A 19,176-nucleotide genomic window follows, 5' to 3' on the forward strand; every position below is an offset into this window, starting at 1 on the left:
GCGGAGCCCATGAGATGGGCTGGGGTCCATCAGGGCCGCTCCAGGCGGCCGGGGTCCCCCAGGTCGGCTGAGGTCCATCAGCCCGGCCCGGGACCCAGCGGCCCGGCCCCCCAGGCGGTCCTTGGGCCTTCAGGCGAGCCGGGTCCACCCGGCAGGTCCGGGTCTGCCGGGTGGGCTCGGGTCTGCCGGCGGGCCGTACCAGGCGGGCCGGGTCCCTCGGGCCGGCCGCGGTGCGTCGGTTCGGCTCGGGACCGGGTGGGCCGGGGTGCGTCGGTTCGGCTCGGGAGCACCAGCCCGGCCGCCCCCGAACCCCCGCTTCAGCCGTACAGCGTTTCGGCCGGTTCCGGGCTCTCCGGTGGTGGTGTCGGGGCGCCCGGCAGCCGTACCGTCGCCACCGTGCCGCCGCCCTCCGCGTGGGACAGGGTGACCTCGCCGCCGGCCTGCTGGACCGTGCGGGCCACGATGGACAGGCCGAGGCCGGAGCCGGGCAGGGCGCGGGCGCTGGGGGAGCGCCAGAAGCGGTCGAAGACGTACGGGAGTTCGTCCTCGGGAACGCCGGGGCCGTGGTCGCGGACGGTCAGGACGCCGTTGCTCAGCTGTACGTCGATCGTGCCGCCCTCGGGGCTGAACTTCACCGCGTTGTCGAGGACGTTGACCACCGCCCGCTCCAGCGCGGAGGGCTCCGCCCGGACGTACCAGGGCTCCAGGTCCGACGTGATCGTCAGCTCCGGGCCGCGCAGACGTGCGCGGCGCAGCGCCGCCTCGACCGCGTCCTGGAACGACACCACCTGGACCCGTTCGCCGTGCTGCCCCTCCGAGCGGGACAGCTCCTGCAAGCCGCCGATCAGCGCGGCCAGTTCGGTCATCTGCGCCTTCACCGAGGCGAGCAGCGCCTTGCGGTCCTCGGGCGGCAGCGGGCGACCCGTCTCCTCGCTGCGGGTGAGGAGTTCGATGTTGGTGCGCAACGACGTCAGCGGCGTACGGAGTTCATGGCCGGCGTCGGCGATCAGCTGCTGCTGGAGCTCGCGGGAGCCGGCCAGGGCCGTCGTCATCGAGTTGAAGGAGCGGGAGAGGCGGGCGATCTCGTCGTCGCTGTCGTCCTCCACCGGGATCCGGACGGCCAGGTCCTCGGTCCGCGCCACGTGCTCAACGGCCTCGGTGAGCTTGTCGACGGGACGCAGTCCCGCCCGGGCGACGGCGAGACCGGCGGCACCGGCGCCGACGACTCCTATGCCGGACACGAGGAGAAGGACCAGGGCGAGGTCGTTGAGGGTCTTCTCGGTGTTCTTGAGCGGGGCGGCTACCTGCACACCGATATTGGGTCCGCGGTCACCGCTGGTGGTCGTGGTGGACAGGAGGGGGCGGGTGAGCACGCGGAGCTCGTTGCCCTTCGAGTCGGTTCCGTTGCGGAAGTAGAGCTTGTTCCCGAGGGATTTGACCTCTGCCTCGTCGGCCCGGGTGACCTCGATCTTGCCCGAGGCACCCCCGATGAGGCAGACCTTGCCGTTCTCGGTGACCAGCTGCGAGTACCTGTCCTGGAAGAAACCGTTGGGAGTCGGCGTGTCGGTGCAGGTCTTGAGGGCGTAGTCCAGCTGGTCGAAATGTCCCGCGCCGCCCAGCGACTTCGTCAGGTCGCCGTCGAGCTGGTCGTACAACTTCCCCTGCACGATGAACCAGGCCGTGACCGAAACAGCCGCCACCGCGAACGCCACCGCCGCCGCGACCAGCATCGCCAGCCGGGCCCTGATCGGGAGAGCGTGGTAACGCCGCACGAGCTTGTTCACTCCCCGCCGCCCTGCCGCAGGACGTAGCCCACGCCCCGCACCGTGTGCACGAGGCGTGGCTCGCCGCCGGCCTCGGTCTTGCGGCGCAGGTACATGACGTAGACGTCGAGGGAGTTGGAGGAGGGCTCGAAGTCGAAGCCCCAGACCGCCTTCAGGATCTGCTCGCGGGTGAGGACCTGGCGCGGGTGCGCCATGAACATCTCCAGGAGGGTGAACTCCGTGCGGGTCAGTTCCACCTGCCGGCCGCCGCGCGTCACCTCACGGGTCGCGAGGTCCATGCGCAGGTCGGCGAAGGTCAGCGCCTCGTCCTCCTGGGCCTCGGCCGACACCGCGACCGCGTACGAGCTGCGGCGCAGGAGGGCGCGGATACGAGCGAAGAGTTCGTCCAGCTCGAAGGGTTTGACCAGGTAGTCGTCGGCGCCGGCGTCGAGACCGGTCACCCGGTCTCCGACGGTGTCGCGGGCCGTGAGCATGAGGATCGGGGTGGTGTCGCCGGCCCCGCGGATGCGCCGGGCCGCGGTCAGACCGTCCATGCGCGGCATCTGGATGTCCAGGACGAGCAGGTCGGGCTTGTAGGCGGTCGCCTTCTCCAGGGCGTCCGCGCCGTCGACGGCCACCTCCGTGTCGTATCCGTCGAAGGCGAGGCTGCGCTGCAGCGCCTCGCGTACGGCCGGCTCGTCGTCGACGATCAGGATGCGCTGGGGGTCACGGTCGCCTTCGGCGGGGCTCATGCTCGCGGTTCCTCGGGGTGCGGTGGTCGGGGTGGACGGGGTGTCTCTCGGCTGCCTCTCAGCCTGCCACGCCGGGCGGGCCGGGAGACAGACCTGCCGGGGCGGGCCGGGGAGGCGGCACCGGCCCGGCCGAGCGTCGCCCCGGAGGACGATCGGCCTGCAGGACGGTCGCCCCGGAGGACGATCGGCCCGCAGGACGGTCGCCCCGGAGGACGATCGGCCCGCAGGACGGTCGCCCCGGAGGACGGCCGGACTCGAGCCGAGGGCAGGCCCGATCCGGGACCGGCTGCGGACGGGACTCGGCCCGGACGGGGCCGAGTCCCGTCCGGGCCAGGTTGATCCAGGCCCACCCGGGGGCGGGACCGGTGGGGTCAGGCCCGTACCGCGGTGAGCCGGTTCAGCGGGACCTTGCGGCGGTGGGTGCGGACGGGTGCGGTGCGGAGGCCCATCAGCTCGGGGACCGGTGTGACGACCACCTCGGGTGCGCGGGGCGCCGACTCGGGCTTGCGCGGTGCCGGGATGGGCACGTGCAGGTCCTGGGACACCGTGAGGGCCAGGGCCAGGTCGGCGGGACCGTGGTCGGCGATCTGGTGCGAGACCTTGGTGATCATGACGTACTCCCTGCTGACTGGTGCGGTGCGGTCGGCTAGCTGTTGTTGCCGGCCCGCAGCTTGGCCAGGTCGGACTTGACGGTGTTGACGGGGATCGCGAAACCGAGGCCGATGCTGCCCGCGTCCGAGGACGACGAGGACTGCTGACTCGACGAGTACATCGCGGAGTTGATCCCGATGACGTTGCCGCTCGCGTCGATCAGCGCGCCGCCGGAGTTGCCCGGGTTGAGCGAGGCGTCCGTCTGGATCGCCTTGTAGGTCGTCGTGGACGACCCCGTGTCGCCGTTGAACTGACGGCCGCCGAACTGGAACGGCCACTGTCCGTCGCCGCCCTGCCCCTGGCCCTGGTTCTCGTCGGTGGAGACGGTCACGTCCCGGTTGAGCGCGGAGACGATGCCGCTGGTGACGGTGCCGGTCAGGCCCTCGGGGGAGCCGATCGCGACGACCGTGTCACCGACCTCGACGCCGGCGGAGTCGCCGAGCGAGGCGGGCTTCAGACCCGACGCGCCGCGCAGCTTGATCAGCGCGAGGTCCTTGGAGCTGTCGGTGCCGACGACATCGGCGGCGTAGCTCTTGCCGTCGCTCGTGCGCACCTTGATCGACTGTGCGCCGGCGACGACGTGGTTGTTGGTGACGATCTCGCCGTCCGACGTGATGACCACGCCGGAGCCGGTGGAGGAGCCGTTGCCGAGGGTCGCGTTTATCTCGACCACGCTCGGGCTGACCGCGGCGGCGATCGTGGCGACGTCACCCCTCTTGCCGGTCGGCACCACGGCGGTGCTGGTACCGGTGGAGGAGACCGCGTCCTTGCCGGTCAGCTCCTGGAAGCCGTACGCCGTGGCGCCGCCCACCGCGGCCGCGACGATCGCGACGGCCGCGAGGAGGGCCGCCGGACCCCGCTTGCGCCTCTTCTTCGCCCCGGGGGCCGGCTCGGGCGCCGGCAGGACGCCCGTCGCCGTCATCGGCTGGTACGGCGGCGGGGGCGGCCACTCGGGGTTCACGGGAGCGGAGTAGCTGCTGGGCTGCTGGGGGTGGGAACCCTGGCTCTCGGTCATGACTAGAAGCCTCCCCTGTCACCATGAGAGCTTCCTGAGTGCTCGCTGAGAAGCCCGGCAGAACCTCGTTTGCCGGATATGAAGACCTGTCGGTGAGGCTCAGGCCCTCAGGTCGCAACCGCAGCTCGTCCGCACCATCAGCCGGGACGGGAACGTCTTGAGCCGCTCCCGCCGCGACCCCGCCACCCGCAGCCCGTCGTCCAGCACCAGGTCGACCGCCGACCGGGCCATCGCCGAGCGGTCCGAGGCGACCGTGGTCAGCGGCGGGTCGGCCAGCGCGGCCTCCTTGATGTCGTCGAACCCGGCCACCGCCAGCTTGCCGGGCACGTCGATGCGCAGCTCGCGTGCGGCCCGCAGCAGGCCGATCGCCTGGTCGTCGGTGGAGCAGAAGATCGCCGGCGGCCGTTCGGGGCCGGAGAGGACGTCCAGGGCGACCTGGTAGGCGTCGTAGCGGTTGTACGGCGCCTCGAACAGCCGGCCCTCGGTGGACAGGCCCGCCTCGGCCATGGCCCGCTTCCAGCCCTCGACGTGGTCGGAGACCGGGTCGCCGACGGCCGGCGTCTGGGCCGTACCGCCCATACAGGCGACGTACTCGTAGCCGTGCTCCAGCAGGTGGCGTACGGCGAGCTGGGCGCCGCCGAGGTCGTCCGTGACCACGGCCACGTCGTCGATGGCCTCGGGGCGCTCGTGCAGCAGCACCACCCGGGCGTCCCAGGCGTCGATCTCGGCGGCGGCGAGGTCGTTCAGCGCGTGGGAGACGAGGATCAGACCGGAGACGCGCATGCCCAGGAAGGCGCGCAGATAGTGGACCTCGCGTTCACCGATGTAGTCGGTGTTGCCGACCAGGACCATCTTGCCGCGCTCGGAGGCGGCCTGCTCGACCGCGTGCGCCATCTCGCCGAAGAAGGGCTGGCGGGCGTCCGGGATGATCAGGCCTATGAGATCCGTGCGCCGGGACGCCATCGCCTGGGCGACCCGGTCGGGGCGGTACCCCAGTTCCTTGATCGCAGCGAGGACACGCTCGCGCGTGGCCGGGGCGACCGGCCGGGGTCCGTTGTTGATGACATAACTGACGACGGCGGTGGAGGTTCCAGCCAGCCGTGCCACGTCATCCCGAGTCACCTTGGCCACGCGCGGAGTCTACGCGGATTGACCCGGTCTGGGCAGGGCGTATCAGTGCTTGGATGTGCGGAAGCGATGCCCCGCCCGGGCGGTCGTCACACCCGCCCGGCGGGAACCCGTCGGTAACTTTCGGAACTAGGCGTCCGCGTGGACCTCGGCGCCGTCACGGACGGCGGATGCATCCGCGTTCTCCGCCTTTGCCCGCTCCGCCCCGGCCTTGGCCTCCTGGCCGGCCCGGTCGGTCCTGTCGGCCTTCTCGGGCGTGACGAATCGATAACCGACGTTGCGGACGGTGCCGATCAGCGACTCGTGCTCCGGGCCGAGCTTGGCGCGCAGCCGCCGTACGTGGACGTCGACCGTCCGGGTGCCGCCGAAGTAGTCGTAGCCCCACACCTCCTGCAGCAGCTGGGCGCGGGTGAAGACCCGGCCCGGGTGCTGGGCGAGGTACTTCAGCAGCTCGAACTCCTTGAAGGTCAGGTCCAGGACCCGGCCCTTGAGCTTGGCGGAGTAGGTGGCCTCGTCCACGGACAGGTCGCCGTTGCGGATCTCCATGGGGGAGTCGTCGTTGACGATCTGCTGGCGTCCCATGGCCAGCCGCAGCCGGGCCTCGACCTCGGCCGGGCCCGCGGTGTCCAGCAGCACGTCGTCGATGCCCCAGTCCGCGGTGACGGCGGCGAGACCGCCCTCGGTGACGACGAGGATCAGGGGACAGCCGGGGCCGGTGGAGCGCAGCAGCTGGCACAGGCTGCGCACCTGGGGCAGGTCACGGCGGCCGTCGACGAGGATGACGTCGGCGCCGGGGGTGTCGACGAGGGCGGGGCCCTCCGCTGGGGCCACCCGCACGTTGTGCAGGAGCAGGCCGAGGGCGGGCAGCACCTCCGTCGACGGCTGGAGGGCGTTGGTCAGGAGCAGCAGAGAACTCATACGTCTGGTTCCTCCTCGGTCCCTGCGAGGCTGTGCGGACGGGCACTGCTCTGCGATCCCGAAGGCCCCGTACACCGCGGCGGTCCCTCCCCGGTGCCTTCACCTGGGGTTTCCCACTTCGTATACAACGCTTCCGAAAGCACAAAAGGACCCGGGGGCTTCGCTGCCCGAGTCCTCATACCCAGCAGAATAGCCCACATGAGGAACCGTTCGGCAGGTCAAGTGGCGCATTCCACCGTTCGTCCGAATCGCGAGACGCGCAGACAGGCGCCTATGCGGACGTTTCTGCGCACCGCCGACGGAATTCCGATCGATTCCGTATACGATCCGGGCGCCGTCGTATACGAAACCTCCGGATCCGGTCCGGACGCCCGCCGTTCGCCCTCCCGTGACCTGGTGTTCGTCGTCGCCCACGGGTTCACCGGGGACGTGGACCGGCCGCACGTACGACGGGTGGCGGGCGCGCTGCGCGGTTACGGCGCGGTCGTCACCTTCTCCTTCCGCGGCCACGGGCGCTCCGGCGGCCGGTCCACGGTCGGCGACAAGGAGGTCCTGGACCTCGCCGCGGCCGTCGAGTGGGCCCGCGGCCTCGGGCACGCGCGCGTGACGACCGTCGGTTTCTCCATGGGCGGCTCGGTGGTCCTGCGGCACGCCGCCCTGAACCCCGGCACGCTCGACGCGGTGGTCTCGGTCAGCGCCCCGGCCCGCTGGTACTACCGGGGCACGGCCCCCATGCGCCGCCTGCACTGGCTGGTCACCCGCCCCGAGGGCCGCCTGGTCGGCCGCTACGGTCTGCGCACCCGCATCCACCACCGCGACTGGGACCCGGTCCCGCTCTCCCCGAAGGAAGCGGTCCCCGGGATCGCCCCCGTCCCCCTGCTCATCGTGCACGGCGACCGCGACGGCTACTTCCCCCTCGACCACCCCCGGATGCTCGCCGAGGCGGCCGGTGACCACGGCGAACTCTGGGTCGAACCGGGCATGGGCCATGCGGAGCACGCGGCGGACGACGCCCTGCTGACCCGGATCGGGGAATGGGCGGCCGCCAAGGCGGGCTAGCCTGACAGCACTCTTATTTCTTTCTTGCCGTCGATTGAGGAAACAGATGCCCAAGGTCACGGTGCGCTATTGGGCCGCCGCCAAGGCCGCGGCCGGTGTCGCCGAGGAGCCGTACGACGCGGACACGCTCGCCGACGCGCTGGCCGCCGTGCGTGCGCGACACCCCGGTGAACTCGCGCGCGTGCTGCGGCGATGTTCCTTCATCGTCGACGGTGACCCCGTCGGGACCCGCGCGCATGAGACGGTACGGCTGGCCGAGGGCGGCACGGTCGAGGTGCTCCCGCCGTTCGCAGGAGGGTGAGATGAGCGACCAGCCGTATCAGGGCCAGGGCCCCTATGAGGGCTATGAGGGCTATGAGGGCTACGACCCCTATCAGCAGCAGTGGCCCCAGCAGGATCCGTATGCCGGATACGGGCAGCAGCCCGGCTATGACCCCCAGCTCACCCAGCAGTGGCAGGGGCAGACCTGGGACTCGCAGACGCACGCGTCGCTGCAGATGCCCGCACAGGCGGCGCAGGCCGGGTATCCGCCGCAGCAGACGTACGAGGGGCAGTACCAGCAGCAGTACGCGGCGGCTCCGCAACCGGAGCCGCACGCCGCACCCGCACCCGCGCCTGCACCCGCGCACGCGCACGGGCCGGAAGCCGTGCCCGAGTCCGCGCCGGGGTCCGAGCCGGACTACGGCCCCGCCACCGTTGCCGGGAACGCCAGGATCACGGATGCCCAGCGGGCGCGTCTGGAGGGCCGCTCGCCGATCATCGAGCCCGGTATGCAGCCGGCGCTGCTGACCGCGCTGCTCGGCCTGCTGCTGGCCGCGACGGCGCCGGTCGCCTCGTACGCGCTCCTCGTGCCGCTCGTGGTGCTCCAGGGTGTGACGGCGGCGGGCTGGTTCCGGCTGAACGGCATGTGGCCGGCCCGGCAGGGCATCGCGCTGGCGTTCCTGGGCGGACTGACCGCCGACGTGGCGGTCCTGGCCGCCGGCCGCGACCACGCCCCCGCGGCCATCCTCGGCCCGCTCGGTGTGTGGGTCCTGCTGGCCCTGGTCCTGCAGCTGCGCTCGCACGCCTCGCCGGACGAGCGGATGTACGGCCTGATGGCGACGGTCGTCTCGTCGGCCCTTTCGGTGCTGGCCACGGGGTACCTGGGCGCCGACGCGCACGCGGTGTCCGTGGGCGCCGCGGCGGTGGCGGTGGCGGTCCTGGCCCGGGCCCTGCCGCTGCCCACACCGGTCTCGGCCGTGGTGTCGCTGCTTGCGGCGGCGGGTGCGGGGATCGCCGTGGGCGGGATGACCGGGCTGGGCGCCAAGGGCGCGCTGCTCGGCGCGGCCGCGGGTGCGTGCGCGCTGATCGGTCACCGCGCGGCCAGTTACGACTACCCGTCCCGGTTCGTGCACTTCACGGCCGGCGTGGCGTTGCCGCTGTCGGCGGCCGCGCCGGTGGTGTGGGTGCTGGGGCGGGCGCTCGGTTAGAGCTGTTCTTCCTCGTCGTTCACGTCCCGTCCGTTGTCGGACGGTGGACGAGCCGGAGCCCCGGCCCGATTCCGGCGGGCCGGGGCTCCATTCGTGCAAGGGGTTGTGGGTTACCGGCCGCCGCCGTCGCCGCCCCAGCCGCCGTCACCGCCGCCGAAGCCGCCGTCACCGCCGAAGCCGCCGTCGCCGCCCCAGCCGCCGCCCCAGCCCCAGCCGCCGGGGCACACCACGCGGAAGCTGCCGACCACGCCGTCCTTGACGTGGATGCCTTCCGTGTGGTGGACGCGCACGCCGTCGCTCTGGCTGAAGGGGCCGACAGTGGCGACGGGGGCGCCGTTGTCGCAGACCGCCCCGCGGAAGAGCTCGACCACCTTGCGGCTGTCGTTGCGGACGTTCAGGGTCCGCGCGCCCAGGCCGCTGACCACGGTGATGCAGTCACCGGGGTGTGCGGAGTAGGACCGCTCGTTGATCTGGATCCGACCCCAGTCCCAGCCGCCACGGGGGCCGCCGCCACCGGGGCCGCGGCCCTCGTTGCCCTTGCCGTTGTTGCCGTTGTTGTTGCCGGTGTTGTTGCCGCCGCCGGGGCCGCCGAGAGGTGCGGCGGCCGCCGGGGCCGCCGCATGGGCCGCCGCGGGGGCGGCAGCGGCCGGCGCGGCCGCCGGCGCCGCCTCCGGCGCGGAGGCGGCCGAGGCGTAGGTAACGCCGGTCGCCACCAGAGCCGCGGCGGCTGCGCCGGCGGCGGTGACGACGGTGGAACGGTTGATCTTCATGGTGCTTCTCCAGTCTCTGAGACACCGACGCGTTGGCCGGTCGTTTGGAACGTATTCGCCGACCTCCACGGCTGTCATGTCGGGAATGGCAGGAGACTGGGTTTTTGTGCACCAATTGGGGGAATTATGGCAATTATCCCTCGCTCTTCATTCATCGAAGGGATGTCAAATCACCATGAACGAGGGGGAGTTGACGCACCGCTAGACCTTTTGGATGATCTTATGACAAGTAGCTACCCCAGCAGCAAGCGTGTCGCTGCTGGCGCAATGCCGCGAGGCGCGCTAGTGACGGCCCGCCGCACATGCCGAAGGGCCGCACCCCACTGGCGTCCAACCCAGGGGTGCGGCCCTTCGACCGTCACTGTGCCGCTGCTTCGCGCAGCCCCGTTCAGACCGCGATGGCGACCTCGGCCAGCGCGCCCTTCTCCGCCACGACGACCGTACGGTCGGCCGTCGCGCCCGGGACGAGCGCCCGGAGCGTCCACGTGCCTTCGGCCGCGTAGAAGCGGAACTGACCGGTCGCCGAGGTGGGAACCTCGGCGGTGAACTCACCGGTCGAGTCCAGCAGACGGACGTAGCCCGTCACCGGCTCGCCGTCGCGGGTCACCTGACCCTGGATCGTGGTCTCACCGGGCTTGATCGTCGAGGCGTCCGGGCCGCCGGCCTTCGCTCCGCACATGCTGTTTCTCCAGAGGGGTCTGACCGGGAGGTCGGTCGGGATGGGTGAGGGGTGGGCTTACTTGTTCGCGCCGAGCTCGATCGGCACGCCGACGAGGGAGCCGTACTCGGTCCAGGAGCCGTCGTAGTTCTTGACGTTCTCGACGCCGAGCAGCTCGTGCAGCACGAACCAGGTCAGGGCCGAGCGCTCACCGATGCGGCAGTAGGCGATCGTGTCCTTGGCGAGGTCCACGTTCTCCTCGGCGTACAGCTCCTTGAGCTCGTCGTCCGACTTGAACGTGCCGTCGTCGTTGGCGTTCTTCGACCACGGGATGTTGCGCGCGGTCGGGACGTGACCCGGACGCTGCGACTGCTCCTGCGGCAGGTGTGCCGGGGCGAGCAGCTTGCCGGAGAACTCGTCGGGCGAGCGCACGTCGACCAGGTTCTGCGAGCCGATCGCGGCGACGACGTCGTCACGGAAGGCGCGGATCGAGGTGTCCTGCGGCTTGGCCTGGTACTCCGTCTTGGCGCGCTCCGGGACCTCGTCGCCGGCGACCAGCTCGCGGGCGTCCAGCTCCCACTTCTTGCGGCCGCCGTCGAGGAGCTTGACGTTGTCGTGGCCGTAGAGCTTGAAGTACCAGTAGGCGTACGAGGCGAACCAGTTGTTGTTGCCGCCGTAGAGGACCACCAGGGTGTCGTTGCCGATGCCCTTCTCCGACAGGAGCTTCTCGAAGCCCTCCTGGTCGATGAAGTCGCGGCGGACCGGGTCCTGCAGGTCCTTGGTCCAGTCGATGCGGATCGCGTTCTTGATGTGGTTCTTCTCGTAGGCGGACGTGTCCTCGTCCACCTCGACGATGGCGATGGCCGGGTCGTCCAGGTGCTCCTGCAGCCAGTCGGCGTCGACCAGGACGTCGGTGCGGCTCATGCTCTTTCTCCTCCGGGGCAGTTGCGGCGGGGCGTACGAGTACAGGGGTGCGCGCTCGTGAGGTCCGGGCGGCGCACGGGTGCCCTTCCAGCAGGGCGGCGGTGAGATGCGGAAGTCGGGGACTTTCGCTCAGAAGGGGCGACAGAGCATGGCGGCAACGCGGCACAGGTCGACTGCCCGCCGCTTCGTGAGATCCGCCTGTCGCTTCATGCCCCGATCGTAGGGACGTCCGGGTGGGCGTGTCACCGGTGTGTCGAATGACGAGACACGATCGTCCGTATGGCGGGATGAAAAAGCGCCCGGTGGCCGCCGCACGGCCTCCCGGGCGCTCGCGCGGGTCTCCGCAGCTGCTCTACGGACGACCCGTCTCGCCAGTCGGACGTTCCCCGTCCGTCCGGCCGTGGTCCTACCCCGCCAGCTTGACGTCCGAACCCTTCACGCTGATCTCCACGCCGTCCTGCGCGGCCTGCACCCTGTCCAGCTCGACGCCGCCGGGCAGCCGGTTGATGGCCTGCTGGAAGTCGGTGATCTCGCGGATGCGGTTCTCGGCGATCGCGGCGGCGGCGAGCTTGGGCAGGGAGTCGGCGTGGACCTGCACCTTGTCGTTCTCGACGGTCACGGTGCTGAGCACGGACACGGTCTGGTTGATCGGCAGGGGGCCGAGCCTGCCGGTCAGCTTGGCCGTCACCTTGATCTTCCCCTTGCCGCCGTCGGCGAGGCTGACGACCTGGGCGCTGAGGCCGGGGACGACCTCGGTCGGCTCGGGCTTGGCGGCCTTCAGCAGTTCGGCGTAGGAGATCGTCGCGGTGCCGGTGGCGGTGTCCGCGGTGGCGGAGCTGTAGTCGCCGGAGAAGGAGACGCCCTTCATGTCGGCCTGCAGGTCGTCGATCCGGATGGTCTTCCCGGCGGTGCCGGTCGCGGCCTCGTAGTCCTTGATCCCGACCTCGACGTCGTCGAGCGAGCCGCCGGCGACCTGGGTGAGGAACGGGAACCCCTTGATGCTCACGTCCGGCGTCGAGGCCAGGTTCTCCGTCGACTTCAGCTTGTCGGCGGCCTCACCCTCGGCGAAGTGCACGGCCACCCGGTCGGCGATCACGAACAGCCCACCCAGGATCACGACGAGGATCAGGATTATTCGCAGGGCGCGCATGTGGTGTTTCCCCCGGGACGAGAGCGGTCTTCGGCTACGTCACGGTAACCCCGCGGGCGGCGCCGGCGCGGTGATTGTCGATCACTTGTGACAGGTACGACGCGGCCTACCCTGGACCTATGTACGCACGGCGGCGGCACGTGTACTTCGCCATGATGGGGACGTGCATCGGTCTCTTCGTCCTGGCCTGGGGAGTCGTGCGCCTCTGGTCGGTGCCGGCGGCCGTCGGCATGTGCGTCGTGGCGATGATCATTCCGCCGGTGGCCGCGATGATCGCGAACCGGCGGGGCCCCGAGGACCGCTGGTGGGACGACCCCTCCGGCGATCCCCAGTCGGACGAGTGGTGGGACGAGCTGGACGGCAAGAAGCGCCCCAGGCAGTAAGCGGTCAGTACACGAGGGCCTGAGTCTCGTCCGCCAGCGACTCCTGCACGAACACCTGGGCGCCCGCGATGCGTACGCCCTCGATGACGTCCTTCTCGGTGATCTCGCGCCGGGCGGCACACTGTGTGCACAGGGTGATGCGCCCGCCGGCCAGGATCGACTCGACCAGGTCCGGCAGCGGGGCCGCGTGCGGCAGCTCGAACTCCGCCGCCCGCCCCGGCAGCGCGAACCAGGACGACTCCCCGGTCAGCCACAGCGAGACCTCGACGCCACTGGCCACCGCCACCGCCGCCACGGTGAACGCCTGCGAGCACCGCTCCGGTGCGTCGGCCCCGGCCGTCACCTTGATCACGAGCTTCTTGGTCATACCGGAAGCGTAGCCGCGAGCACGGCACCCGCCGCCCGGGCCGCCTTCGTCGTCGGAGCCAGGGGCCGGCCCGACACCCGGACCGGCCGTCGTCCGCAGCCCAGCCGCGGTCCCTGTGCGGCGGCGTACGCGGCCGGTACCCGCGCCGCGTCGAAGCCGTCGCCGTCGTCCCGGTTGCGGGCCACCGGCGTCACCGGCCTTTCGCCGCACCGGAGTGGGACTTCGGCCTGCTGCGACCCGGCGTACCCGCCGTTCCGCGGTGTCAGCAGCCGGCCGTGTCCCTCGTCCTGCTGCACGTCCACCTTCGCCGGCAGCGCCGGTGCCGGCGGGTCGCACTGCTTCCCCTTGGGGTACGGCCGCGACGTCGACCGGGCCGCGGCGGGCAGCGTCGGCCGGGGGGAGCGTGCCCCTGCAGCCGAGCGCCGCCGCCCGGTCGGCGAGCGCGACGGCTGCCTTCGCCATCAGGAGCCGGTCATCGACGCCGTCCTCCTGCCCCGGCGGCGTGCAGGCCCGCGGTCGATACGGCAGCCGCACCGCATACGGCGGAGCGTCGTCGTATGCGCCCGTCGCGAAGCAGGCGCTCGGCAGCTCGCCCCGCACGTCGTTCCCCCGGCCGTGCCCGTCGGTCCGGGACCCAGCGGGTTGCGGCCACCCGTCAGACCGTCGGTCGCCCAGGCCCCGTCGCCGCCGTGCCGGTCCAGCTCGTCGAGCTGGGCGTGGAAGACGTCGGCCTCCTGGCCCACCTCGTCAAGAGAGCCGGCGCCCGGCCGCGTAAGCTGGGCCCCGGCTCTGTCGTATGCCCACCCTCGCTCAAGGAGCACCCGTGGAGATCTTCTTCGAAACCCTGCTGGTCCTGGTCTGCGTCGGCGTGCTCGCCTTCGCCGGTCTGACCGTGAAGAAGCTGTACCAGGGCCAGCGCTGAACCACCTCTAGGAAGCATCCCTCATGATCGAGATCCCGTCCGACCTGCACAAGGACCTGGTCCCGCTCGCTTTTCTGCTGGGCAACTGGGCCGGTGCGGGCGTGCACGACTTCCCCGGCTCGCAGAAGTGCAACTTCGGACAGGAGGTCAGCTTCACCCACGACGGCCGGGACTTCCTGGAGTACCACTCGCACACCTGGGTGCTGGACCAGGACGGCAACAAGGTCCGCCCGCTGGAGTCGGAGTCCGGCTTCTGGCGGATCGACGCCGACCGCAGGGTCGAGGTGACGATGACCCGCGACGACGGTGTCATCGAGATCTGGTACGGCGAGATGGCCCACAAGAAGCCGCAGATCGACCTGGTCACGGACGCCGTCGCCCGTACGGCCGGTTCGCAGCCGTACAGCGGTGGCAAGCGGCTGTACGGGTATGTGAAGAGCGACCTGATGTGGGTCGGCGAGAAGCAGACCCCCGAGGTCGAGCTGCGCCCCTACATGTCGGCCCACCTGAAGAAGGTCGTCACCCCGGAGGACGTCGAGCGCTGGGCCAAGGCCCTGCCCGACGACATGCCCGACGACGGCATCGCCTTCTTCAAGTGAGCATGTGATCAGGAGAGGCGCAGATCGATCCACGGAATGGTGTCGCCCGGCAGCAGGTACCGCTCGATCTCGACGAACCCGTGCTTCCGTGCGAACCGCAAACCGTCCTCGTTGGAGGACAGGACCACCGTTTCGATCGTCTCGGCGCCCGACTCCCGTGCCCGGTTGAGCCCGCGCGCATAGAGTTCCCCGCCGAACCCCTGCCCACGGTGCGGAGCCAGCACGCGGGCGATCACCGTGGCCGTCAGCGTGTCGTCCGACGGAGGACGCACCGTGCTGCAGCCCACGAGATCGTCACCGAGGTACGCGACCTCCAGGTGGTGGCGCCGTGCGCGTTCCCGCACCTCCTCCAGGGACAGCGGGTGCGTAGGGATGATCACGTTGTGGACGTACTGCCAGTGCCCGAGCGTGAGGTCGTCGTCCGGCTGCTGGATGCGGAGATCAGTCATCGCAGCAGAAGACCCGAGTACACCTCGGACGTCAACTCCGTTCTGCCGCGCCACAGAAGCGCCATGGCCGCCAATGACATGATCACCGTGTGACCGGTGATTCAGCGCAGTCCTGCCGTACGAGGTACGTCCTGTTCGACGTCGATGGCACGTTGATCGACGCGGTGGAAAACCAGCGCCGGTTGTGGCGAGCGTGGGCGGAGCGCTACGGGCTGGACCCGGACGAGGTCTACCGGGCGGCCCTGCGGACCAGGCCCACGGAAACCTTCGCGCAGGTCGCCGCGGGCCACGATCCGCACGAGTGCCTGGCCGCGCTGCACGAGCTGGAGGACGAGGACGTGCGGTCCGGCGTCTACGCGGCCTTCGACGGTGCCGCAGAGGTGCTGCGCGGCCTGCCTTCGGGCTGCTGGGCTCTGGTGACCTCGAACTACGAACACCGGGTACGCGGCCGGTTCCTGCGGACGGGCCTGCCGGTGCCGGGCCTGATCGTGGACGCAGCCGCCGTCGAGGAGGGCAAGCCCTCTCCCGCTCCGTATCTGCGGGCCGCCGCGCGACTGGGTGCCGAGCCGGAGGACTGCCTGGTCATCGAGGACGCCCCGTCCGGAGTGCGGTCCGGGCTGCGTGCCGGTATGACGGTGTGGGGTGTGAACGCCGCCGCCTCGGTGGAGGGCGTGCACCGCCACTTCACGAGCCTGCGCGAAGCAGTCCCGCACATCCTGGCCTTCGCTTCCGGCGCCTAGGACTCGCCGGGACCCATGCGGCCCAGGAGTTCACCCGCGATACCTCCGATGAGGCCTTCTTCCGGTTCCATTTCGTCTTCGGCGGCCTTTTGGGCCTGGGCGTGCCTGCTGGGCCTGCTGTGCTTACTGTCGGCGGCGGGCGCAGGCAGGTCGGCCGTAGGGGCAGTCCGGTCGGCGGTGGGGGCAGTCCGGTCGGCGGTGGGCCCGGGCCGGGTCGCCGCGGACGCACCACTCATCCCGACTGCGGCGAGCAGGATCGGGGTGCTGATCGCAATGGCCAGGGCTCTGCGTGCGCGCATGGCTTCCTCCTCAGCTGGGACAACGAGTCGCCGCCAAGCTACCCCGGCATTCACCCCGAATAACCGCTTATCGAACCAACCGCTCGTACGGCAGAAAACCCGTCGGATTATCCCTTGAATTCAAGGCGCCCAGGCGAGTCCCGACCCGTCGGACCTAGACTTGACCGCGTGGTGAGCACCGACTGGAAGAGCGACCTCAGGCAGCGCGGCTACCGGCTGACGCCGCAGCGCCAGCTTGTCCTCGAAGCCGTGGACACCCTTGAGCACGCGACCCCCGACGACATCCTCGTGGAAGTGCGGAAGACGGCGTCGGGGGTCAACATTTCCACGGTCTACCGGACGCTGGAGCTGCTGGAGGAGCTGGGTCTGGTCAGCCACGCCCACCTCGGGCACGGTGCGCCGACGTACCACCTCGCCGACCGCCACCACCATCTGCACCTGGTGTGCCGCGACTGCGAGAACGTGATCGAGGCCGACATGGAGGTCGCCGCCGAGTTCACAGCCAAGCTGCGGCAGCAGTTCGGGTTCGACACCGACATGAAGCACTTCGCGATCTTCGGCCGGTGCAAGGACTGTTCGCTGAAGAGTTCAACTACCACGTCGTAGGCTGGCGGTATGAAGAGCCCTCTGCTGTCCCTGCCCGGCGCCGTCCCCGCCGAGGGCGTGGACGAAGGTGTCGCCGCCCACTACGGCGACCTGTTCCGCGAACAGCGCGCCCTCGCCGACGGCAACGGTTTCGTCGACCTGTCCCACCGCGGTGTCGTCACCGTCAGCGGTGAGGACCGGCTGAGCTGGCTGCACCTTCTGCTCACCCAGCACGTCAGCGAGCTGCCGCCCGGTGAGGCCACCGAGGCGCTGATCCTCTCCGCGCACGGGCACATCGAGCACGCGCTGTACCTGGTGGACGACGGCAGCACCGTCTGGGCGCACGTGGAGCCCGGTACACAGGACGCGCTGATCGCCTACCTGGAGTCGATGAAGTTCTTCTACCGCGTGGAGGTCGCCGACAGGACGGCCGACTTCGCGGTGGTCCACCTGCCCGCCGGGTCCATCGCCGAGGTGCCGGAGGGCGTCGTCGTACGCGAGACGCCGTACGGCCGTGATCTCTTCCTGCCGCGCGAGGACCTGGAGTCCTTCGCGGCCGCGCACGCCCCCGCCGTCGGCCTCCTCGCCCACGAGGCGCTGCGCGTCGAGCAGCACCGGCCCCGGCTCGGCTTCGAGACCGACCACCGGACGATCCCGCACGAGCTGGGCTGGATCGGCTCGGCGGTGCACCTGCAGAAGGGTTGCTACCGGGGCCAGGAGACGGTCGCCCGCGTGCAGAACCTGGGCAAGCCGCCGCGCCGGCTGGTCTTCCTCCACCTGGACGGCAGCGAGGTCCATCTGCCGGTGCCGGGCACGGAGATCCGGCTCGCGGACGAGGGTCCCGAGGGCCGCAAGATCGGTTTCGTGACGACGTCGGTACGGCACCACGAGCTGGGGCCGGTGGCTCTGGCCCTGGTCAAACGGAACGTGCCGCTCGATGCGCGGCTCGTGGCCGGAGAGACGGCGGCGGCGCAGGAGGTCGTGGTCGAGCCCTAGGGCGCGTGTCTTCGATGCGCCAAGCGCGCCCTAGATCTCCAGCAGCACCGTGAACGGGCCGTCGTTCGTCAAGGACACCCGCATCTTCGCGCCGAACCGTCCCGTCGCCACCGTCGCGCCCAGCGCCCGCAGCCGGGCCACCACCTCGTCGACCAGCGGTTCGGCGACATCGCCCGGCGCCGCCGCGTTCCACGTCGGGCGGCGCCCCTTGCGGGCGTCGCCGTACAGCGTGAACTGGCTGATGACCAGCAGCGGGGCGTCGATGTCGCTGCACGACCTCTCGTCCTGCAACATGCGGATCGACCAGAGCTTGCGGGCGAGCTGCGCCGCCTTCTCCTTGGTGTCCTCATGGGTCACCCCGACCAGGACGCACAGCCCCTCGCCCTCGATCGCGCCGACCGTCTCGCCGTCCACGACGACGCTCGCGCCGTCCACTCTCTGCACCACCGCACGCATGCGGACCATCATGCCGGGTGCCCGGTACGAGGTCACAGAGAACCAATCATAGATCCCTTATGGATCCCTTACCGCCCATCTGGGGCCGTTCGGGGGCACTCGGTCACTTAGTGGCCAGTTGGGGTGGCACGATGCTTCCACAAGCCGGTCGAGGGGACGGTCAGAAGCACATGAGCACATCGAGTATCAGCGGGCCGGTGGGGACACAGGGGACGTACCGGCCGCCCGCCCAACGCGCCGACACACCACCGGTGCCGTCGGCCCCGGCGGGCCCCACGCTGTCCGCCGAGCCGCCCGAGCCCGAACTGGCCCGGCTGAGCCTGCCCGAGCTGCGCACCCTGCGCCGCGACGCCCAGCGCGACGAGGCGGACCTCAGCTATGTCCGGCGGCTGCTGCAGGGGCGGATCGACATCCTGCGCGCGGAGCTGTGCCGGCGCGGGCGCGCGTCCCTGCCGGCGCCCGCGGACGCTGCGGTGGTCGACCGGCTCCCGGAGATCCTCAAGGACGCCCCGGCCCGGCACCGCTCCTCGGCCCGCCATGTCACGCTCGGCACTCCGCACAACGAGGAGTACCGGCAGCTGGCCGCCGAGATGCTCGCCGAGGTCGAGCTGTCGGACCTTCAGGCGCGCACGGATCTCGAACTGACCACGGCCATGGGGCGCCTGGTCCGCTACGAGCAGGAGGTCTCCGAGCGCCGCCAGCGCCTGCAGCGCACGACCGACGACTGCAGCGCGGAGATCGCCCGCCGGTACCGCGAGGGAGAGGCACAGGTGGAGGACCTGCTGATCTGAGGGGGCGACTGGACGGGGCTACTGGACGGGGGCGCCCGGACGGGGACGCCCGGGCGGAGGTGCCCGGGCGGAGACGACGGGATGGGGAACGCTGGGGCGGAGGCGGCCGGACGGGGATGCCCGGGTGGGGACGACGGGACGGGGGACGCCCGAACAGAGACGGGCGGACGGGGACGGCGGGACGGAGACGACTGGACGGGGGACGGCCGAACGGAGACGTCCGGGCGGGGACGGCCGAACGGAGACGTCCGGGCAGAGACGCCAGGGCGGTGACGGCCGGGCGGGGACGGTGGCGGGGTGGTGGCCACGGGTGGGAAAAACGGGAGGACACC

24 protein-coding genes are annotated in these 19,176 nt (G+C 70.9%); 9 read left to right on the forward strand and 15 right to left on the reverse strand.

From position 1 onward, the window contains the following. Window positions 1-317: 317 nt before the first annotated feature. From ACWGJ5_RS14870 to ACWGJ5_RS14895, 6 genes are all read right to left on the reverse strand, one after another. Window positions 318-1,784, reverse strand: a complete 1,467-nt coding sequence (locus ACWGJ5_RS14870) for a sensor histidine kinase (protein WP_453310126.1) — start codon at window positions 1,782-1,784, stop codon at window positions 318-320. Then, window positions 1,781-2,515: a response regulator transcription factor gene (locus tag ACWGJ5_RS14875; RefSeq protein WP_453310127.1), complete on the reverse strand. Its 735-nt coding sequence runs from the start codon at window positions 2,513-2,515 to the stop codon at window positions 1,781-1,783. Before ACWGJ5_RS14875 ends, ACWGJ5_RS14870 begins: the two co-directional genes overlap by 4 nt. 371 nt (window positions 2,516-2,886) lie before the next feature. Then, entirely contained in the window at window positions 2,887-3,126 is a 240-nt protein-coding gene (locus ACWGJ5_RS14880; RefSeq protein ID WP_453310128.1) for a hypothetical protein, read from the reverse strand. A gap of 35 nt (window positions 3,127-3,161) precedes the next feature. After that, window positions 3,162-4,181: a S1C family serine protease gene (locus ACWGJ5_RS14885; protein WP_453310129.1), complete on the reverse strand. Its 1,020-nt coding sequence runs from the start codon at window positions 4,179-4,181 to the stop codon at window positions 3,162-3,164. 99 nt (window positions 4,182-4,280) lie between these two features. Further along, a complete protein-coding gene (locus ACWGJ5_RS14890; protein WP_453310130.1) occupies window positions 4,281-5,312 on the reverse strand; it encodes a LacI family DNA-binding transcriptional regulator in 1,032 nt (343 codons plus the stop codon). A 126-nt stretch (window positions 5,313-5,438) separates the two neighbouring features. Beyond that, complete coding sequence (locus tag ACWGJ5_RS14895; protein WP_453310131.1) at window positions 5,439-6,227, reverse strand: winged helix-turn-helix domain-containing protein; 789 nt, start codon at window positions 6,225-6,227, stop codon at window positions 5,439-5,441. A gap of 198 nt (window positions 6,228-6,425) precedes the next feature. Between ACWGJ5_RS14895 and ACWGJ5_RS14900 the strand changes: the two genes are divergently transcribed. From ACWGJ5_RS14900 to ACWGJ5_RS14910, 3 genes are read left to right on the forward strand one after another with little or no spacing between them, the layout of a single operon-like run. Then, a complete protein-coding gene (locus tag ACWGJ5_RS14900; RefSeq protein ID WP_453310132.1) occupies window positions 6,426-7,286 on the forward strand; it encodes an alpha/beta hydrolase family protein in 861 nt (286 codons plus the stop codon). Window positions 7,287-7,332: 46 nt separating this feature from the next. Next, window positions 7,333-7,587, forward strand: coding sequence for a MoaD/ThiS family protein (locus ACWGJ5_RS14905; RefSeq protein WP_453310133.1), 255 nt, complete (start codon window positions 7,333-7,335; stop codon window positions 7,585-7,587). A 1-nt stretch (window position 7,588) separates the two neighbouring features. After that, window positions 7,589-8,755, forward strand: a complete 1,167-nt coding sequence (locus ACWGJ5_RS14910; protein ID WP_453310134.1) for a hypothetical protein — start codon at window positions 7,589-7,591, stop codon at window positions 8,753-8,755. Window positions 8,756-8,865: 110 nt separating this feature from the next. Here ACWGJ5_RS14910 and ACWGJ5_RS14915 read toward each other — a convergent pair whose 3' ends face one another. From ACWGJ5_RS14915 to ACWGJ5_RS14930, 4 genes are all read right to left on the reverse strand, one after another. Next, window positions 8,866-9,525 (reverse strand): hypothetical protein, encoded by a 660-nt coding sequence (locus ACWGJ5_RS14915; RefSeq protein WP_453310135.1) that lies wholly within the window; start codon window positions 9,523-9,525, stop codon window positions 8,866-8,868. Between the two features lie 388 nt (window positions 9,526-9,913). After that, window positions 9,914-10,204, reverse strand: coding sequence for a DUF1416 domain-containing protein (locus ACWGJ5_RS14920; RefSeq protein WP_228626577.1), 291 nt, complete (start codon window positions 10,202-10,204; stop codon window positions 9,914-9,916). A gap of 57 nt (window positions 10,205-10,261) precedes the next feature. After that, on the reverse strand, window positions 10,262-11,107 hold the full coding sequence (locus ACWGJ5_RS14925) for a sulfurtransferase (RefSeq protein WP_453310136.1): 846 nt from the start codon (window positions 11,105-11,107) through the stop codon (window positions 10,262-10,264). 406 nt (window positions 11,108-11,513) lie between these two features. After that, on the reverse strand, window positions 11,514-12,257 hold the full coding sequence (locus tag ACWGJ5_RS14930) for an LmeA family phospholipid-binding protein (protein ID WP_453310137.1): 744 nt from the start codon (window positions 12,255-12,257) through the stop codon (window positions 11,514-11,516). 119 nt (window positions 12,258-12,376) lie between these two features. Here ACWGJ5_RS14930 and ACWGJ5_RS14935 point away from each other — a divergent pair, with 119 nt between their 5' ends. Continuing rightward, window positions 12,377-12,640 carry a DUF3099 domain-containing protein gene (locus ACWGJ5_RS14935; RefSeq protein ID WP_453310138.1) on the forward strand — a complete coding sequence of 88 codons (264 nt, stop codon included), beginning with the start codon at window positions 12,377-12,379 and terminating at the stop codon, window positions 12,638-12,640. Between the two features lie 4 nt (window positions 12,641-12,644). Here the strand turns inward: ACWGJ5_RS14935 and ACWGJ5_RS14940 are convergent, their stop codons facing one another. Further along, the gene (locus tag ACWGJ5_RS14940; protein ID WP_453310139.1) at window positions 12,645-13,007 is read right to left on the reverse strand and encodes a DsrE family protein; all 363 of its coding nucleotides are present in this window, start codon (window positions 13,005-13,007) and stop codon (window positions 12,645-12,647) included. Beyond that, complete coding sequence (locus tag ACWGJ5_RS14945; RefSeq protein WP_453310140.1) at window positions 13,004-13,303, reverse strand: hypothetical protein; 300 nt, start codon at window positions 13,301-13,303, stop codon at window positions 13,004-13,006. The genes ACWGJ5_RS14940 and ACWGJ5_RS14945 overlap by 4 nt, the downstream gene beginning before the upstream one ends. A 649-nt stretch (window positions 13,304-13,952) precedes the next feature. Between ACWGJ5_RS14945 and ACWGJ5_RS14950 the strand changes: the two genes are divergently transcribed. After that, entirely contained in the window at window positions 13,953-14,528 is a 576-nt protein-coding gene (locus tag ACWGJ5_RS14950) for an FABP family protein (RefSeq protein WP_453310141.1), read from the forward strand. A gap of 8 nt (window positions 14,529-14,536) precedes the next feature. Here ACWGJ5_RS14950 and ACWGJ5_RS14955 read toward each other — a convergent pair whose 3' ends face one another. Beyond that, window positions 14,537-14,977 (reverse strand): N-acetyltransferase family protein, encoded by a 441-nt coding sequence (locus ACWGJ5_RS14955; protein ID WP_453310142.1) that lies wholly within the window; start codon window positions 14,975-14,977, stop codon window positions 14,537-14,539. 89 nt (window positions 14,978-15,066) lie between these two features. On the opposite strand from ACWGJ5_RS14955, the gene ACWGJ5_RS14960 reads away from it, so the two are divergent. Further along, a complete protein-coding gene (locus ACWGJ5_RS14960) occupies window positions 15,067-15,717 on the forward strand; it encodes an HAD family hydrolase (protein WP_453310143.1) in 651 nt (216 codons plus the stop codon). Here ACWGJ5_RS14960 and ACWGJ5_RS14965 read toward each other — a convergent pair. After that, window positions 15,714-16,016: a hypothetical protein gene (locus ACWGJ5_RS14965; RefSeq protein ID WP_453310144.1), complete on the reverse strand. Its 303-nt coding sequence runs from the start codon at window positions 16,014-16,016 to the stop codon at window positions 15,714-15,716. The two genes, ACWGJ5_RS14960 and ACWGJ5_RS14965, sit on opposite strands and share 4 nt — an antisense overlap. A 168-nt stretch (window positions 16,017-16,184) precedes the next feature. On the opposite strand from ACWGJ5_RS14965, the gene ACWGJ5_RS14970 reads away from it, so the two are divergent. Both ACWGJ5_RS14970 and ygfZ read left to right on the forward strand, forming a co-directional pair. Beyond that, window positions 16,185-16,622, forward strand: coding sequence for a Fur family transcriptional regulator (locus tag ACWGJ5_RS14970; protein ID WP_228624414.1), 438 nt, complete (start codon window positions 16,185-16,187; stop codon window positions 16,620-16,622). A gap of 9 nt (window positions 16,623-16,631) precedes the next feature. Beyond that, window positions 16,632-17,597, forward strand: coding sequence for a CAF17-like 4Fe-4S cluster assembly/insertion protein YgfZ (ygfZ, locus tag ACWGJ5_RS14975; RefSeq protein ID WP_453310145.1), 966 nt, complete (start codon window positions 16,632-16,634; stop codon window positions 17,595-17,597). A gap of 30 nt (window positions 17,598-17,627) precedes the next feature. Here ygfZ and dtd read toward each other — a convergent pair whose 3' ends face one another. Continuing rightward, entirely contained in the window at window positions 17,628-18,053 is a 426-nt protein-coding gene (dtd, locus tag ACWGJ5_RS14980; RefSeq protein WP_116154474.1) for a D-aminoacyl-tRNA deacylase, read from the reverse strand. A 170-nt stretch (window positions 18,054-18,223) separates the two neighbouring features. On the opposite strand from dtd, the gene ACWGJ5_RS14985 reads away from it, so the two are divergent. Further along, a complete protein-coding gene (locus ACWGJ5_RS14985; RefSeq protein WP_453310146.1) occupies window positions 18,224-18,844 on the forward strand; it encodes an RsiG family protein in 621 nt (206 codons plus the stop codon). Window positions 18,845-19,176 lie beyond the last annotated feature (332 nt).

Source organism: Streptomyces sp. NPDC054783 (assembly GCF_053611725.1).

What these genes read in the sequence shown, in the direction of transcription:
- ACWGJ5_RS14875 (WP_453310127.1), bottom strand. Translation starts at nt 2,515, where the DNA reads ATGAGCCCCGCCGAAGGCGACCGTGACCCCCAGCGCATCCTGATCGTC.
- ACWGJ5_RS14880 (WP_453310128.1), bottom strand. Translation starts at nt 3,126, where the DNA reads ATGATCACCAAGGTCTCGCACCAGATCGCCGACCACGGTCCCGCCGAC.
- ACWGJ5_RS14885 (WP_453310129.1), bottom strand. Translation starts at nt 4,181, where the DNA reads ATGACCGAGAGCCAGGGTTCCCACCCCCAGCAGCCCAGCAGCTACTCC.
- ACWGJ5_RS14895 (WP_453310131.1), bottom strand. Translation starts at nt 6,227, where the DNA reads ATGAGTTCTCTGCTGCTCCTGACCAACGCCCTCCAGCCGTCGACGGAG.
- ACWGJ5_RS14900 (WP_453310132.1), top strand. Translation starts at nt 6,426, where the DNA reads ATGAGGAACCGTTCGGCAGGTCAAGTGGCGCATTCCACCGTTCGTCCG.
- ACWGJ5_RS14905 (WP_453310133.1), top strand. Translation starts at nt 7,333, where the DNA reads ATGCCCAAGGTCACGGTGCGCTATTGGGCCGCCGCCAAGGCCGCGGCC.
- ACWGJ5_RS14910 (WP_453310134.1), top strand. Translation starts at nt 7,589, where the DNA reads ATGAGCGACCAGCCGTATCAGGGCCAGGGCCCCTATGAGGGCTATGAG.
- ACWGJ5_RS14915 (WP_453310135.1), bottom strand. Translation starts at nt 9,525, where the DNA reads ATGAAGATCAACCGTTCCACCGTCGTCACCGCCGCCGGCGCAGCCGCC.
- ACWGJ5_RS14920 (WP_228626577.1), bottom strand. Translation starts at nt 10,204, where the DNA reads ATGTGCGGAGCGAAGGCCGGCGGCCCGGACGCCTCGACGATCAAGCCC.
- ACWGJ5_RS14925 (WP_453310136.1), bottom strand. Translation starts at nt 11,107, where the DNA reads ATGAGCCGCACCGACGTCCTGGTCGACGCCGACTGGCTGCAGGAGCAC.
- ACWGJ5_RS14930 (WP_453310137.1), bottom strand. Translation starts at nt 12,257, where the DNA reads ATGCGCGCCCTGCGAATAATCCTGATCCTCGTCGTGATCCTGGGTGGG.
- ACWGJ5_RS14935 (WP_453310138.1), top strand. Translation starts at nt 12,377, where the DNA reads ATGTACGCACGGCGGCGGCACGTGTACTTCGCCATGATGGGGACGTGC.
- ACWGJ5_RS14940 (WP_453310139.1), bottom strand. Translation starts at nt 13,007, where the DNA reads ATGACCAAGAAGCTCGTGATCAAGGTGACGGCCGGGGCCGACGCACCG.
- ACWGJ5_RS14950 (WP_453310141.1), top strand. Translation starts at nt 13,953, where the DNA reads ATGATCGAGATCCCGTCCGACCTGCACAAGGACCTGGTCCCGCTCGCT.
- ACWGJ5_RS14955 (WP_453310142.1), bottom strand. Translation starts at nt 14,977, where the DNA reads ATGACTGATCTCCGCATCCAGCAGCCGGACGACGACCTCACGCTCGGG.
- ACWGJ5_RS14965 (WP_453310144.1), bottom strand. Translation starts at nt 16,016, where the DNA reads ATGCGCGCACGCAGAGCCCTGGCCATTGCGATCAGCACCCCGATCCTG.
- ygfZ (WP_453310145.1), top strand. Translation starts at nt 16,632, where the DNA reads ATGAAGAGCCCTCTGCTGTCCCTGCCCGGCGCCGTCCCCGCCGAGGGC.
- dtd (WP_116154474.1), bottom strand. Translation starts at nt 18,053, where the DNA reads ATGCGTGCGGTGGTGCAGAGAGTGGACGGCGCGAGCGTCGTCGTGGAC.
- ACWGJ5_RS14985 (WP_453310146.1), top strand. Translation starts at nt 18,224, where the DNA reads ATGAGCACATCGAGTATCAGCGGGCCGGTGGGGACACAGGGGACGTAC.